Origin of the sequence: Nosocomiicoccus massiliensis, from assembly GCF_000438455.1 — a bacterium.
GTDB lineage: Bacteria > Bacillota > Bacilli > Staphylococcales > Salinicoccaceae > Nosocomiicoccus > Nosocomiicoccus massiliensis.
Map to the genome: position 1 here is coordinate 1 of NZ_CAVG010000087.1, position 15,794 is coordinate 15,794.

The 15,794-nt window shown below is 36.0% G+C and carries 15 protein-coding genes; 4 read left to right on the top strand and 11 right to left on the bottom strand.

All coding sequences use genetic code 11. The annotated features are described in order from the left end of the window. Positions 1-159: 159 nt before the first annotated feature. Together TJ68_RS08385 and TJ68_RS03845 are read right to left on the bottom strand one after the other, a co-directional pair. The gene (locus TJ68_RS08385) at positions 160-333 is read right to left on the bottom strand and encodes a hypothetical protein (RefSeq protein ID WP_155974674.1); all 174 of its coding nucleotides are present in this window, start codon (positions 331-333) and stop codon (positions 160-162) included. A gap of 121 nt (positions 334-454) precedes the next feature. Next, positions 455-1,906: a phospholipase D-like domain-containing protein gene (locus tag TJ68_RS03845; protein ID WP_040928847.1), complete on the bottom strand. Its 1,452-nt coding sequence runs from the start codon at positions 1,904-1,906 to the stop codon at positions 455-457. A gap of 211 nt (positions 1,907-2,117) precedes the next feature. On the opposite strand from TJ68_RS03845, the gene TJ68_RS03850 reads away from it, so the two are divergent. Together TJ68_RS03850 and nhaC are read left to right on the top strand one after the other, a co-directional pair. Beyond that, entirely contained in the window at positions 2,118-3,212 is a 1,095-nt protein-coding gene (locus TJ68_RS03850) for an NAD/NADP-dependent octopine/nopaline dehydrogenase family protein (protein ID WP_040928849.1), read from the top strand. Positions 3,213-3,231: 19 nt separating this feature from the next. After that, on the top strand, positions 3,232-4,629 hold the full coding sequence (gene nhaC / locus TJ68_RS03855) for a Na+/H+ antiporter NhaC (protein ID WP_040928850.1): 1,398 nt from the start codon (positions 3,232-3,234) through the stop codon (positions 4,627-4,629). Positions 4,630-5,250: 621 nt separating this feature from the next. Here nhaC and groL read toward each other — a convergent pair. Further along, positions 5,251-6,873: a chaperonin GroEL gene (gene groL / locus TJ68_RS03860; RefSeq protein WP_040928851.1), complete on the bottom strand. Its 1,623-nt coding sequence runs from the start codon at positions 6,871-6,873 to the stop codon at positions 5,251-5,253. A 12-nt stretch (positions 6,874-6,885) separates the two neighbouring features. After that, entirely contained in the window at positions 6,886-7,179 is a 294-nt protein-coding gene (locus tag TJ68_RS03865; RefSeq protein WP_040928852.1) for a co-chaperone GroES, read from the bottom strand. Positions 7,180-7,351: 172 nt separating this feature from the next. Between TJ68_RS03865 and TJ68_RS03870 the strand changes: the two genes are divergently transcribed. Beyond that, positions 7,352-8,113, top strand: a complete 762-nt coding sequence (locus tag TJ68_RS03870) for a CPBP family intramembrane glutamic endopeptidase (RefSeq protein WP_040928854.1) — start codon at positions 7,352-7,354, stop codon at positions 8,111-8,113. A 32-nt stretch (positions 8,114-8,145) separates the two neighbouring features. Here the strand turns inward: TJ68_RS03870 and TJ68_RS03875 are convergent, their stop codons facing one another. From TJ68_RS03875 to TJ68_RS03890, 4 genes are all read right to left on the bottom strand, one after another. Then, complete coding sequence (locus TJ68_RS03875) at positions 8,146-8,517, bottom strand: thiol-disulfide oxidoreductase DCC family protein (RefSeq protein WP_040928855.1); 372 nt, start codon at positions 8,515-8,517, stop codon at positions 8,146-8,148. Between the two features lie 30 nt (positions 8,518-8,547). Then, positions 8,548-9,678 (bottom strand): globin domain-containing protein, encoded by a 1,131-nt coding sequence (locus tag TJ68_RS03880; RefSeq protein WP_040928856.1) that lies wholly within the window; start codon positions 9,676-9,678, stop codon positions 8,548-8,550. A gap of 82 nt (positions 9,679-9,760) precedes the next feature. Continuing rightward, entirely contained in the window at positions 9,761-10,582 is an 822-nt protein-coding gene (locus TJ68_RS08590) for a TPM domain-containing protein (RefSeq protein WP_040928857.1), read from the bottom strand. Further along, entirely contained in the window at positions 10,582-11,178 is a 597-nt protein-coding gene (locus tag TJ68_RS03890; RefSeq protein WP_040928858.1) for a LemA family protein, read from the bottom strand. Before TJ68_RS03890 ends, TJ68_RS08590 begins: the two co-directional genes overlap by 1 nt. A 133-nt stretch (positions 11,179-11,311) precedes the next feature. Here TJ68_RS03890 and TJ68_RS03895 point away from each other — a divergent pair, with 133 nt between their 5' ends. After that, the gene (locus TJ68_RS03895) at positions 11,312-13,012 is read left to right on the top strand and encodes a M3 family oligoendopeptidase (RefSeq protein WP_040928859.1); all 1,701 of its coding nucleotides are present in this window, start codon (positions 11,312-11,314) and stop codon (positions 13,010-13,012) included. A gap of 30 nt (positions 13,013-13,042) precedes the next feature. On the opposite strand, the gene TJ68_RS03900 is transcribed toward TJ68_RS03895, so the two are convergent. The 3 genes from TJ68_RS03900 to TJ68_RS03910 all read right to left on the bottom strand — a co-directional run. Further along, positions 13,043-13,693, bottom strand: a complete 651-nt coding sequence (locus tag TJ68_RS03900) for a hypothetical protein (protein ID WP_040928860.1) — start codon at positions 13,691-13,693, stop codon at positions 13,043-13,045. A gap of 113 nt (positions 13,694-13,806) precedes the next feature. Continuing rightward, the gene (locus TJ68_RS03905) at positions 13,807-14,607 is read right to left on the bottom strand and encodes a MurR/RpiR family transcriptional regulator (protein ID WP_040928861.1); all 801 of its coding nucleotides are present in this window, start codon (positions 14,605-14,607) and stop codon (positions 13,807-13,809) included. 19 nt (positions 14,608-14,626) lie between these two features. Then, positions 14,627-15,794 (bottom strand): glycoside hydrolase family 32 protein (locus TJ68_RS03910; RefSeq protein WP_052327293.1); only part of this gene is annotated, 1,168 nt, incomplete at its 5' end.

The following is a 15,794-nucleotide window of genomic DNA, read 5'->3' on the forward strand; positions in this document are numbered from 1 at the left end:
TGCTAGTTAATGTTAACCATTATTAGTTTTTGATAGTTATTATAGTTTTTAGTCAGTTAATTTTAATATTATTTTTCATCATAAAAAACTCCTCTAAAGCTGAATTTTAATATTCAACCATAGAGGAGCAACTTATTTTAAGCGAGTGTTAAATATATATTACATCATCCCTGGCATACCGCTCATGACCATGTCTCCGATGTTGTCTTCTTCTGGTATATCAGCAACAACCGCTTCTATTGTTAAGAACATTGATGCAATTGTTCCTGCGTTTTGGAGTACTGAACGTGCCAAGTTTAAAGCATCTTCAATCAGTAGCTTACGTTCTTTCATTTCTGTTTCTGTAGTTACTCCTACTTTAAATATTTACTAAACCTATTCCCTAGAAAATCTTCGACAAACAGAAATTTATATAAAGTTTCTATAATATAAAAAACCAAGACAAATGTCTTGGTTAAAATGTGGAGAGACCGAGTCCTTCTTGAATTCTGTATAGAATTGTTTTCATTATACTATCTTCAGCTTCTTTCTCATAATCGAGTGTGTAAACACCATCTTTGTTATTCCAAAGTCTATCGTAATAGTCGTTCATAGAAATCATTTCTTCGCTGTCTGATTTTGCCTTAACAACGAGGTCTGTCTCTAAATTTAAGTCTTTTAGGTTACGTCTTGTGAAGTTAGCTGAACCCAGGATTAAAGTTGAATCTTCACCATTATCATGCATCATAAACTTTGCATGATACTGCTCGCCATGAGATTTATACCAACGAATTTCTGGAGGGTTTTTATAATTCATTAACTCACTCGCAACCGGCTTGTTTGGAATACCATTCTTCTCATTACCAAAGGCATCTTGGTTAATATCCAAAATAATTTGCACCTTTACGCCGCGATCTAACGCCTCCTTCAGTGCTTTAATAAACCCGCGATCTGAAAGATAAAACACACCGATTTTAAGAGAATCCCCCGCTTCAGCTTGATTGACTGTATCGATTAGCGCTTCTCTAATTTTACCTTCAGTGACGAGAGAAATTTCGTATTCACCCGTGTTTTCATCAGTTTCGACTTCGTACTTCTTAATTTTAGATGTATCATATCCTGAAAAATCTAAAACAGCTGTTTCACTTTTTAATAGATCGTTCAAAGTATCTCCAGAAAACTTCACAGCGATATTTGAATGTAAGCTCGAACCATCATGCGGATTTAGTGACGCAATGACGGCCTCTTTCTCATTCATGATTGTCTTGCGGTGATTGGCTTTGAAGTTTAAGAGTCTTAAATAACTCCCAATACCCACTTTGTCATCCATCGGACGAAGTGCGTTTGGTAAAATTTTCAGACCACCTGGTTTTATCCAAGTAAAAAATGTCCTGTAATAACCACCGTATAGATAGTTAGAATCTCTTAATTTAGACAGATCCGTTTCGACAACATCAATTCCAGCATCACGTAATTTATTGTATACGTGCGTGTCATATGTACCATAAAAAGAGTTGATGGGATCTGTGATGACGGTAATTGGAATATCAGAATCTTTCTTCTTCTGAACTAAACGGTCTGCAAAATCCTCTGATAACGTAGGAAACTCCAACGTGTCGTGATTATAGTCATCATTAAATAAAAACATGTCTAAAACGATAAAATCCTCAGCATTATCAATCACTTCGTACATTGTATCAACGATTTCCTGCTCATAATGGACAGCACTGTTTTTATCCTCATAAGTCACATCATAGAGAATATCCAAATCATCTGTTTTAACAAAATCAGACTGCGTAGAAATCCCGTCAGGGAGCGGCTTAACGAGCGAATAGACGCCAACGAAAAGCGGGATAGCAACGAGAATCGCCACCACACCAATAGTCAACCCGACAAACCTTCGCCTACGATAATTCTTTTTTGTCATAAGAACACCTCACGATACCTATTTGATTTTTATTATACATGAAATGAATGAATTTACTTTTAGAAAGGAGTAAACAGATTGTAAATTATCGTTCAACTAATTTGTATTGATTTAAGAAATGTTTATAAAAAAATTTAAAATCGCATTCAATATACTAGCAGAATTTATGTTAAGTTAATAATGTATTTAATATAAAAAGGGGGATTTTAAGATGATCAAAGATAGTATTGCAATTATTGGTGCTGGTAATGGTGGAATCACTGCAGCTGCAGACTTAAAACAAAAAGGCTTTATTGTATCTCTATATGGTGATAAGAAATCTGAAGGAAAGTTATCAGAAATTAAGAAACAAGGTGGAGTTCATTTAGAAGATGAAAATGGTTCTAATTTCTATGAAATTGATCTTGTAACAACCGACATTGAAGAAGCAATTAAAGATTGTGAACTCATCATGCTTACGGTCCCTGGTTTTGCAATTGAATCCATCGCAGAAACTTTGGCACCTGTCGTTCTTGAATCACAAGCAATTTTAATAAATGGTGCAAGTACTTTAAACTCTCTTAGATTTGTTAAGACTGCTGAAAAACTAGGCATAAAGAAAAAGTTCCTAATAGGAGAAACTAACTCGTTAACTTATGGTACACGCGCATTCCCTAGGGAGGCAAGGGCTGAGTTGTCATTGCGTGTGAATAAAATATTTGTTTCTGCATACCCTAAAGAAAACACAGGTAAGCTTTTAGATATCGCAAATAAATATTATTCATGCTTTGAGCCTGCAGAGAACATTTGGCACACTACTCTAGAAAATGGTAACCCAGAGGTTCATCCAGGTCCAGCTCTATTAAACGTTGGAAGAATAGACTATTCAAAAGGCGATTTCTATTTATACAAAGAAGGAATTACTGAACATACTATAAAGCTTTTAAGAGCAATTGAAAGCGAAAGAATTCAGATTGGGAAAGCACTCGGATTTGAATTAGAAAATGCGAGTGAAAGTAGATATAATCGAGGTTATTTTACTAACAACACTGATGATCTACAAACTCTCTTTAATAAGAGCCCTGTATTTACACAAATTAAGGGACCTGAATCTGTAAATTCTAGATACTTTACAGAGGATATTTCTGATGGTCTAGTTCTTTGGTCTGATCTAGGAAAAGTAACCAAGATACCTACACCAAACATTGATTCAGTCATACAAATTGGAAGTACAATATTAGACAATAACTTCTTTGAAACAGGATTAACATTAGAAAAACTTGGTCTGGAAAATAAAAGTATAGACGAACTAATCAATTTAGTTTGATAGATTAAGGAGGAAAATTATGAAAAGAAAACCAACATTTTTAGAAGCGATTTCTTGTTTTATCGTTTTAGCAGTTGTAATTGGAGTTGGTTTTGGTTATTTTAAAATCCCAATTCAACCACTCCTACTCATCACTGCTCTATATGCTGCTCTTATTGCACTTCGAGTTGGAGTCACATGGAATGAAATGGAAGAAAGTATTGTAAAAAATTTAAAAACTGCAATGCCAGCTATTTTTATTATCTTCGCCGTAGGTATTATTATTGGTACTTGGATTTATTCAGGTACAGTACCAATTCTGATTTATTATGGGTTACAGATGATAAACCCAACTTACTTTTTAGTAATGGCATTTTTAATTGCTGCAGTTGTATCAGTAGCAACAGGCACGGCATGGGGGTCATCAGCAACTGCAGGTGTTGCACTTATGGGTATTGCGGTAGAATTGAACATTCCACTTGGCATTGCCGCTGGTGCAATTATCTCAGGAGCAATATTTGGTGATAAACTCTCACCTCTTTCAGACACTACAAACTTAGCAGCATTAGTTGTAGAAACTGATTTGTATAAGCATATTAAAAATATGCTATGGACAACAATCCCAGCATCTATTGTTGGTTTGATTGTTTGGTTCATCGTTGGGCTTGGGTTAGATTCATCACAAGTCAATACATCCAATGTCGATAAATTGCTTAATCAACTTGACTCCATTTTCAATTTTAATATATTCATGCTTCTTCCCTTTGTCCTCATACTTTGGGGGGCATTTACAAAAAAACCTATTGTGCCAGTCATGTTTTTATCGTCATTATTAGCAATTGTAATTGGAACAATCTCAAATGGTTTCTCTATTGTTGATGGTGTTATTGCTATGTCAGATGGTTTTAATGTGAGCATGGTTGCAGGAAATATGGAGTTTTCAGATTCAGTACAGTCACTATTAAACCGTGGTGGAATATTCTCTATGACAACAATAATCGTTACGATATTCTGTGGTTACGCATTTGCAGGTATAATGGAAGTTGCTGGATGTTTAGATACAATCCTAAATTCTATGGTTAGATTTATTAAAAATACAGCTGGGCTCATTGGTTCAACAATTTTAGGTAGTTTAATTATTGTATTCACATCAGGAGTAGCATCAATCTCAATTATTATGGTTGGTGTATTAATGAAGGATGCATATAAAGAACAAAACGTACCTATCGAAAACTTATCTAGAACTCTAGAAGATGCCGGAACAATGGTGCTAGGATTTGTACCATGGGGCGTCTCTGCTATTTATTACTTAGAAGTGCTTGGAGTTGGAGTTGGAGATTACTGGATTTGGGCGGTGCCATGTTACCTATGTATAGTATTCGCTATGATTTATGGAATTACAGGAATTGGTTTAGGAATGAAGAAAAAAGAAGCATAAAACTTTATTGAACTATTGATTATTATTAAATTTAACCAATAAAATAAGCTTTAATCATGAAAAACCCGTATTTCATTGAAATACGGGTTTTATTATGAAACTAGGAATGAAGGAAATCCTGTTGGCATTCTTATTTTTTGTTTCATTTCTTAAAAGTTCCATCACTTCAAAGGCACGGTCAGAATCCAGTGAAGCGGTCGGTTCAAATGGTTTTTCTACTTTTAAAAACGGAATGAGATTAGATGCTTGCAAGACAAATTCAATTCATTCATACGCACTTTAGAGCGTTTTTTCACTTAAGTGAGAAATTAAGGTCCCATTAATACTCACATTTCCATCAATCGATTATGCCCCTATCGCTTTTAAGGGATCAATTTTAAATATCGTAAATACAGAGAATACAGCACCGATAATTGCAACAACGATTAAAATAAATCGGAGTTTGTTTTTCATGATTTCATTCCATGCCTAAAACATATACTTTACCCCTACAACTAAATTTCTTATTAATAACTTATATCGTACTCGCTATACAATAAGAATTTAAAAGTCTCACTATGTTTATAAAAATCTTATAAAATTAAAAAACCTATCATCAAAAAAGATGATAGGTCAAATAGATTACATCATTCCTGGCATGCCACCCATGCCCATGTCTCCGATGTTATCTTCATCTGGGATATCGGCGACGACCGCTTCTGTTGTTAAGAACATTGACGCGATTGATCCTGCGTTTTGGAGTGCTGAACGTGTCACTTTTTTAGGGTCTACAATCCCAGCTTCAATCATATTAACCCACTCGTCTGTTTCTGCGTTGTAACCGACTCCACCTGTTTGTTCTTTTAGTTTCGTTACGATGACTGATCCTTCGAGTCCTGCGTTTTCTGCAATTTGTCTCACTGGTGCTTCGAGTGCTTTTAGTACGATGTTGATTCCTGTTTGTTCATCGCCTTCAGCGTCTAGTGCTGCGACTTTGTCATACACTTCGATTAGTGCAGTTCCTCCACCTGATACGATGCCTTCTTCTACTGCTGCGCGTGTTGAGTTTAACGCGTCTTCAATACGTAGTTTACGTTCTTTCATTTCAGTTTCTGTTGCCGCACCAACTTTAATGACCGCAACGCCTCCTGAAAGTTTTGCTAAGCGTTCTTGAAGTTTTTCTCTATCGAAACTTGAATCTGTGTCTTCAAGTTGTGCTTTAATTTGAGAAACGCGACCTTTAATTGTTGTTTCGTCTCCGCTTCCTTCTACAATTGTCGTGTTTTCTTTATCGACATGTACTTTTGAAGCTGTACCGAGCATATCTAAGCTAGCATCTTTTAACTCGAGTCCTAAGTCTTCAGTGATGACTTGGCCACCTGTTAAAATTGCGATGTCTTCGAGCATTGCTTTACGACGGTCACCAAATCCTGGTGCTTTTACAGTGATTGCCGTAAATGTTCCACGTAATTTGTTTAAGACGAGGTTCGCAAGTGCATCCCCTTCAACGTCATCTGCGATAATTAAAATCGGACGCCCTTGTTGAACGATTTGTTCTAAAATAGGTAGTAAATCGTTTTGGAAGTTCGTGATTTTTTTATCTGTAATGAGGATATATGGATTATCGAGTTCTGCGATCATCTTTTCAGAGTCTGTCACCATATATGGAGATGAATAACCTCTATCAAACTGCATACCTTCAACGACTTCTAACTCCGTGTTTAACCCGCGAGACTCTTCGATTGTAATGACACCGTCATTACCGACTTTTTCCATCGCTTCAGAAATGAATTCTCCGACTTCTTTATCGTTTGCTGAAATCGCACCGACTTGAGCGATCGATTCTTTATCTTGTACTGGTTTTGAAATGTCTTCTAGTGCTTTGACCGCTTCTTCAACTGCTTTTGTAATCCCGCGACGAATGCCAACAGGGTTTGCGCCTGCTGTTACGTTTTTAAGGCCTTCCTCAATCATTGCATGAGCAAGAATTGTTGCTGTTGTTGTACCGTCTCCTGCTATGTCGTTTGTTTTAGTCGCAACTTCAGATACGAGTTTTGCGCCCATATCTTCAAAGCGATCTTCTAACTCGATTTCTTTTGCGATTGTCACACCGTCATTTGTAATGAGAGGTGCTGTAAATTGTTTATCTAAAACGACGTTACGTCCTTTAGGTCCGAGTGTGACTCGAACTGCGTTCGCGAGTTTTTCAACTCCACGTAACATCGATTGACGTGCATCTTCAGAAAATTTAAGTTCCTTTGCCATTCATATCTCTCCTTATTCTACTACTGCTAAAATATCTTGTGCTGGTACGATGATATACTCTTTACCTTCGTACTCAACTTCTGTTCCAGTAAATGAATGATAAACGACTTTGTCGCCTTCTTTTACTTCTATCTTAACAACTTCTCCGTTATCTAACGTGCGTCCCGGTCCAACCGCGACGACGACACCATAGACTGGTGCTTCTTTTGACGATTCTCCAGTTAAAATAATACCAGAAGACGTCGTTTCTTCTTTTTTATATTTACTAATATCTAAAATTACTCGATTTTCTAGTGGTCTTAACATCGTAAGCCCTCCCCATTCTTCCGTCTTTTAGCACTCATTCGCTTGATGTGCTAACTGTGTTTTATCATACATCAAAGATAGTCAAATTTCAAGTTGTAACACTCGTTTCCTATGTTTTTTTATCGCTTCAAGTGTTAGTATTATATAAGGAACTGTTACATAGGAGGTCTTTATGAGAAGTTTATATAGCATACTGATTATTGTCACATTTGGAGTTATCCAATTTATTGGAGTACCGCTCCAAATCTATTTTGCAATTACAAATCCAGATGCAGATGTGATGGAAATTATACAAATGTATATGCCATATCAATTTGGGATTTACGTTTTCGGATTAATCGTCGTACTCATTCTCGGTAATATCCATAAAAATAAAAACATGTTTGAACTCGGTGAAAAGTCCACACCACTTATGACAATTGTTTGGGTGTTCGGTGGATTAGTATTAGCATTCGTCGCTCAATTTGTTACTGCAACCATTAATATTAAATTACTCGGAAACCCTGAAGAGAGTGCAAACACACAGCTTATTATGGAAATGATTACTGCGATGCCGTATATGGCAATCTTCGTTGCGATTATTGGCCCAATTATCGAAGAGTACGTATTTAGACGTGCGATTTTCGCAGAAATTTATGAACGACTACCAATGAACCGTGTCGTTTCGTTTTTAATCGCAGGACTAATTTCCGGATTAATATTTGCGGTCGCACACTTTGACTTTACACATATTCTTGTTTACTTAGGAATGAGTTATGTATTTAGTTTTGTATATGTGATGACGAATCGTCTACTCGTTCCAATTCTCGTTCATATGTTAATGAACGGAACGGTTGTCGCTGCACAAGTATTCTTTAAAGATGCGATAGAAAATCTCGAACAATTACAGTCTAACATTATATTAATCGGCAAAGTAATCATGTCGATCTTCTAAAAAAAACGACTCAAGCAAGGCTTGAGTCGTTTTCATTTTAAGTACATTTGATAAAATTTTACAGATTTCACTGTGCAATTTTTATTGTATTTATGCCGGTTTTTTGCAACATAGTCATATAAAGAATTCCTTAATTTTCTTGGAATTAGCTTTGTCACGAGTAACGGTTTAAAGTAATCATTTGCGTCCACTAAAAAATGAAGAACTGCGTCTGATTTTTCATATACTTTATGTTTTGAAATATATGACACGTGATTTGAATTCACTTCAAACGTTAAATCTTTTATCCACTGACTGTTAAAATCTGTCACATATAGGTCTTTGTTTTTATTCATTTTAACTGCGAAATTCACAAATCGATTACATAACTGACATTCACCATCATAAACTAGTACTTTTTTCATATAAACTCTACACTTTTCTTTTATAATAATCTATAATGCTAAGCTCATTCTTGGTCCAAACGCTTCGTAATGAATTTTGCTCATATCATATTTATTAGATTCACAAGCATTAATCATTGCCTGGTTAAATCCTAAAGACCCTGATATATAAATTGAATAATCATCGTAACCTTTAATATCACTCTCATTTAAATAACCTTCGTCTTCAGTATATCTAATCGTAACATTCACTTTATCTTTTAATGATTCTAGTTCCTCTTTAAAAGGTAATGTAGATTCATCATGAGTCGATATGATTAGATCGATGTTTTTATTATTTTCTACAGCACTTTCGATCATAGACATAATCGGTGTTAAACCAACTCCTCCGGCAATGAATAATAAGTTTTCATCAGAATCATTTAATAAGAAGTCTCCGGCTGGTGCTGAAAGTTCAATGACATCTCCACTATTTAACTCATCAAATAAGTAATGAGAAACGACCCCCGCTTCATCATTTTGACCTTCCCGTTTAACAGCAAATTGTAAACCATTTTCTGTATGAGTAGAACAAATCGAATAGTGTCTTAACGCTTCATACGGATAATCGATTGGCTTTACTTTGACTGTAATGTACTGTCCTGGAAGAATCTCTGGTAATTTCTCATTGTTATCTACTGTAAACCTAACGATATCTTCCGTTAGATACTCTTTATTTTTTACAGTGAATGGTTTAAACCCGTCCCATGCAGCCTCATCATACATTTTTTCTTCTACTTCAATAAATATTTGAGCAATTTGATTATAATACTTAGCCCATGCGTTAATAATATCATCAGTTGCCGCGTCACCAAGTACTTCTTTAATACCTATGAGTAAATATTTACCAACGATAGGATAATGTTCTTTTTTTACATTTAATGCACGGTGCTTATGACCAATCCCTATGACTGCAGGTACAATTGCTTCTAAATCATCGATGTGCTCAGCAGCTGCAAGCACTGTATTAGCAAGTGCCTTTGGTTGATCACCAAACTTTTGATTTGTCTGGTTAAACATATTTAATAATTCATCATGTTCTTGGAACATACGTTTATAAAATGTGCTTGTAATTTCACTGCCATACGCTTTTAGTAATGGAACTGTTGCTTTAATGAGTTCTTTTTCTTTATTCGTTAACATAACAATCACTCCTAATGTAATTCTAACATCTATACATGACAATAAAAGTAAAGAACCTTGACAATGTCATGTCAAGGTTCTTTTAGAATCCGCGACCGGCACCTCCACCGCCGCCGCTTCCTCCTCCGAAGCCACCAAATCCACCGCTACCACCGGAGAATCCTCCTCCATTTCCACTTTGTGGGAAGAATATTGGAGTGCCACTACGTCGGTACGACGGCTGGCGTCTTCCTCTTGGTGGTCCGCCACCACCATTGTTACTTATAATGTATAGGAATAGCACAATTATAAACACAATGACAAATGTACGAAATAAGAAAGTATAAAACGAATCATCATTCGATGTCTTTTCAGGCTGCTCATTCGTAAATTCACCTGTAGTTTCATCGTAGCCATATGCTTCTAGACTTTCTTCATAGAGCTTTGTGTATAAGTTTTTAAGCGCTGTATTATAGTCGCCTTTTTTAGCCGCTTCGAGTGCGTAATCATCGATAATTTTACCGATTTTTGCATCGTTTAAATACCCTTCAATTTCATATCCAACTTGGACATCTATTCCTCGGTTATTAAACTCATTGTCGTTGTCGTTATTAAATAGTATAACGATACCGTTATCTCTATCTTTTTTACCGACACCGTATTCTCGAAGAGCACGAAGTGCAAAGTCTTGACGATGCTCTTGACCTGTTGAGTCCATCGTCATCAGCAACATTTCTACACCGGTCCCCTTTTCTAAATGGGTCCCGAGTTCATTTAACTCAGAAATTGTCGATTCATCTAAAACGTGCGCATTATCATGAACAAAATAATGCGACGTATCGAGTTTCGGCATTTCAATGCGTGCTGCGTTTGCGATTGGTGTTGTTAATATAATGATGAGAAGAAGTGGAATGATCCGCTTCATTACTCATCACCAGAGTTATCCTCTTGGTTCGTGTTAAAATCTACACCTGGTACTTCTCTAGCACCTTCACTTGCTTCAAAGTAATCTTTCTTCTCAAAATTAAAAATCATAGCGATAATGTTCCCTGGGAACACACGTGTTTGTTTATTATATTCATTCACTGATTCGTTATAATCTTGACGTGCGACTGCGATTCTATTTTCAGCGCCCGCAAGTTCATCACGTAATCCTGTAAATTGTTCGTTTGCTTTTAAATCAGGATAATTTTCAGCAACAGCTAGTAAACGAGATAAAGCACTCGTCATTTGATCATTTGCTTCACTTAACTCATTTACTCCGTTTGCACCAGCTAAACGTGCACGTGCATCCGCAACATCTTGAAACACTTCTTTTTCGTGTGAGGCATAGCCTTTAACTGTTTCAACTAAGTTTGGAATTAAATCTCCACGACGCTGTAGTTGCGTTTCGATTTGTGATTCTTTTGCATTCACTTGTTCATCTAACTGAACAAACGTATTATATTTTGGCATGATGAGGATTGCTAATACAATAACAAGACCGAGTACAATACCAATTGGGGCTAGTAATTTTTTCATTGGAAATCTCCTTTTTTTAAATGTAAATTAATTATACTAAACTAATATTGTGTACGGCTACTTTTAAAGTCGTGAACATTTTTAATATAATATAGTAATATAATAGTACCCCACATCAAGGAGTGAGAAACTTATGGTAACAAAGTTTAAAGATTTTGAGTACAAGCGACCAGATTTTGATTTATTTAGAGAACAAGTCGATGGACTCTTAAGCGCATTTCTAAAAGCAGAAACAGTTGAAGATGCAGAGGTCGTTATCGATCAGTACAACGAGAAAATTAAACACATCCATTCGATGATCACGATCGCAACCGTGCGTGCATCTATCGACACGAAAGATGAGTTTTATCTCGGCGAGCGTGATTTTTACGACAACAACTTGCCAGTACTATCTTCTGTAACAAATGATTATTATAAAGCGCTGGCAAACAGTCCGTTTCGTGACGAGTTAGAAGAAAAATACGGTAAACAGTTATTTGCGTTAATCGACAATGAGATTAAAGGATTTGACCCTAAAGTAAAAGATTTAATGACTGAGATTAACGTGTTAACATCGAAATATTCGATTTTACTTTCATCTGCTGAAATTGAATACGATGGAAAGAAGCTAGCACTTACAGAGTTTTCACCGTATATGATTAACGATGACCGTGAAGTGAGAAAGTCTGCGATGTATGCGAAACAAAACTTCATGAAAGAACATCTCGATGAAATCGATGATATTTATGATCAACTCGTCAAAAAACGTCATGAAATGGCAGTAGAGCTCGGATTTAACAACTACACAGAACTCGGATATGTTCATATGAACCGTATCGATTATAACCGAGAGATGGTAGAAAATTATCGTAAACAAGTACGTGACTACGTCGTACCTTACGTGACTGAATTAAGAAAGCGACAAAAAGAACGTATCGGTGTATCAGACTTAAAATATTACGACCTTGCATATGAATTTAAATCTGGAAACCCAACACCTAAAGGTGGCACTAAGGCAATTATGGAAAATGGTGCAAAGATGTATAGAGAATTATCTAAAGAAACGGATGAGTTCTATACATTTATGACAGAACGAGAATTATTCGATGTCGAGGCTAAAAAAGGAAAAGAAGGCGGCGGTTATTGTACATTCATAGAAGATTATGAAGCGCCGTTTATATTCTCAAACTTTAACGGTACACAAGGAGATATCGAAGTGCTTACTCACGAAGCAGGTCACGCATTCCAAATGTATTCGTCACGTCACTTCTCAGTTCCAGAATACATTATGCCAACATATGAAGCATGTGAGATTCACTCGATGAGTATGGAGTTCTTTACGTATCCATGGATGGAATTATTCTTTAAAGAAGATACGGATAAATTTAAATTCTCTCACCTTTCAGGCGCGTTAGAATTTTTACCGTACGGTGTAGCGATCGATGAATTCCAACACGTCGTATATGATAATCCTGAATTAACACCAGAAGAGCGCCGCGCAGAATGGAAGAAAATTGAAGCAGTATACTTACCAGATAGAGACTATGAAGACATCCCTGCATATGTAGATGGTGCTTTTTGGCACGGTCAAGGCCACTTATTTGCGTCTCCATTTTATTATATCGACTACACGCTCGCACAAGTGTGTGCACTACAATTCTTTAAGCGTGTAATGGATGACTTTGTATCCGCATTTGGCGACTATTTAACGCTGTGTAAGCTCGGTGGTTCACTACCATTTGGTGAATTAGTAAAAGTTGCCAACTTAAAATCACCGTTTGAGGACGGAACGCTAGAAGAAGTCGTTGATTTTGTAAAAGATTATTTAAATCATATCGACGATAAAAGTCTATAGAAAAATGCCACATCATCAAAGATGTGGCATTTATTTTTTGATTTTTATTTTATTAGTTTTTCTTACTAATAGCATGAGTCCTGTACTTAATAAAATAATCTCTATTACGTATAGTAATTCTATATTTTCATGAACACCTGTATCTGGTAACTCTTTTGCACCATGAGGTGTTTTCTTCTTTTTAGAATCCTTTGATGATTTAGATGTCGAATTTTTATTAGACTTTTCACCTGACGAAACAGCTGTGTCAGGATTAGAGTTATCCGTTACGAGTGTATCATCTGAAACAATTGGGTTATTATTTCCAGGTTTTTCTTCTACACCAATCGCGTCGAGTACGTTATCATCCGCTTCTTTTACCTGTTCGTCAATTGTGTCGATGATATCATTATTATTCGGCGGATTTTCCGTTTCTTCATTGTCTTTTTCACCTGGTTTATTTGTTTCTGGTGTCTCTGATTCTTCTGGTTGATCAGTTTCATTTGAGTTATCAGAGTCAGTAGATTCATTAGGGGCTTCTTCTGATGGGTTATCCGCATCATTCGTTTGATTTTGTTTTGTTTCTTCTTGAGTTGCTGAGTTTTCAGTATCTGAAGCATTCGTTTCTTCATCTGCAGAAGAAACAGGTGCAATTAATAACATAATCAGTACCGAAAATAACAATAATTCTTTTAGTTTCATAAACCTGCCCCCTCGTATTCGTTATCTTTAGTATAGATAAATATAGGTAGTTTTTCTATCGACAACAATATTTGTTACATAACTTTAATGCTTATGAAACAATCTATAAATACTTATGAGAGAATGTTCTGTTTTTTATATTTAGCGAGGTATATAAATATAATATCGAGTATCATATATAACCCGATACGGCTCGTCATCATTAGGTTCGTATTTGTCACTTCTTCAGAGAAAAACACTGTATAATCCGATAAGCGTTCGACTCGATATGAGTTACCATCTGTAATCGATACTGTTCCTACTGAATGTTCATTCGCTAGTCTCAACGCTTTCATAATTTCCGGATTGTCTTTCGTGCTAATCGTAATCATACAATCTTTTGATGTAAATTTTGATAAACGACTACGCAACGTCGTTAAATCGTTTACTACAAACACCGGTATATCTAATTCGATTAATTTACTCTGAAAGTCTAAACTTACTGGAAGACATTCTCCCGCACCAAATAGTACCACACGTTCTTTTTTAGCAATTAGCTTTGTGACGTCACTTAGATTCTTTCTATCAACTAGTGTGTCATTACTATGTAACACCCTTAACGTATTTTGAAATACTTTTTGGAAAATCTTCGACTCATTATCTGATACGATTTGCACATTACTCGATAAAGGATTTTCATTAATAGAATGAAGTTCTTTCGCGAGTTCGACTTTTAATGATTTAATTCCTGATAATCCAAGTCTTTTACTAAATCGAATCACCGCAGCGTCACTCGTTTGACTCTCTTTAGATATTTCTTGAACTGTCATATGAGTCACGTCTTCTGGATGTTCTAATATAAAATCTGCAAGTTTTAACTCAACTGGTGTGAAATGTTCATACCTTCTACGGATAAGTTCTAATACTGAAAACATGAGTGCTACCTCCAGTTGTTTAAATCTTCTTGCGCTGACTAATGACAGGGTCTTCTTTGAATCCTTTTAATGTATAATGCGTCATTTCGACGTAACAATCACCGTCTTCTGCCATCACTTCCACACCGATAGATTCTTCACGCGGGAAGATTCTTGCTGTCATCGTATGCTCTCCGTCATTTATAAAAATCTCAATGGATGAGCGGTCCATAAACATTTGTAGTCGTTCGAGTGGTTTTGTTAACTCTATACTTCTAGTTGTCCCGTCTACTCCTGAAATTAGTGCGCCGCTAAACGTACGATCAAGTGTTATCTTTTGTTCCTCACTGTTATAAGATACAATCGTTTCTTCACGATTACTCTTTCTTAGTAAGAAGAATAACTCACGTGCATTATTTTCTTTGATATCGATGTTTAACTCGTAACTGTCCCCATAAAAATCTGTAAGTGGCTTACGATGTTCGTTAAAGTATCCAATTGCTTTTAACTCGTTTCTTCTTAACTCTTTTAAATGTGGATGCGGAGTTTGAATGAGTCTATCTCCATTCACCGTTAACACTCGAGGAATTGTCAGTGCATTTTTATAGCCTTCAATCTCTGTAGGATACTTACTCTCTTCAGCTGACATCCAAGCGACTAAAACACGTCGTCCTTCTGAATCCAATGTCGTCACTGGTCGGTAAAAATCAAACCCACCATCAAATTCTCTATAATCATCGTGATTAACAAATAACGATCCATATTCAAAGTCATTAATGACATAGCCGGACTGATAAATATTCCAAAAATGATGTTTAAACTTATCAAGGCCTCTCGGGTTAAAAATTAACACTTCGGCATCATCTAACGAAAATAATTCCGGTGACTCCCAAAAATATCCAAACATATCGTAACCTGTATTGACTTCACCTAAAAACTTTAAATCTTCAAGTGATTTACCACGGTACATGATGATTCGACCAAACTCTTCGTCGTTCATCGTTCCGATCATCATATTGATTTCACCATCGTGAGTAAATACGTATGGGTTTCTAAAAAATTGTTTGTAACCAGGTTCAACTTCCCTTAAAATCGGCGCGGGATATTTTTTGATTTTAAAATCTGTATCGATAACACCTGCACGTTGATATGTATGAACTCCATCTGATTTTTGCTGTTCACCAGTAAAAAAGAGCGTCAGTTCATTG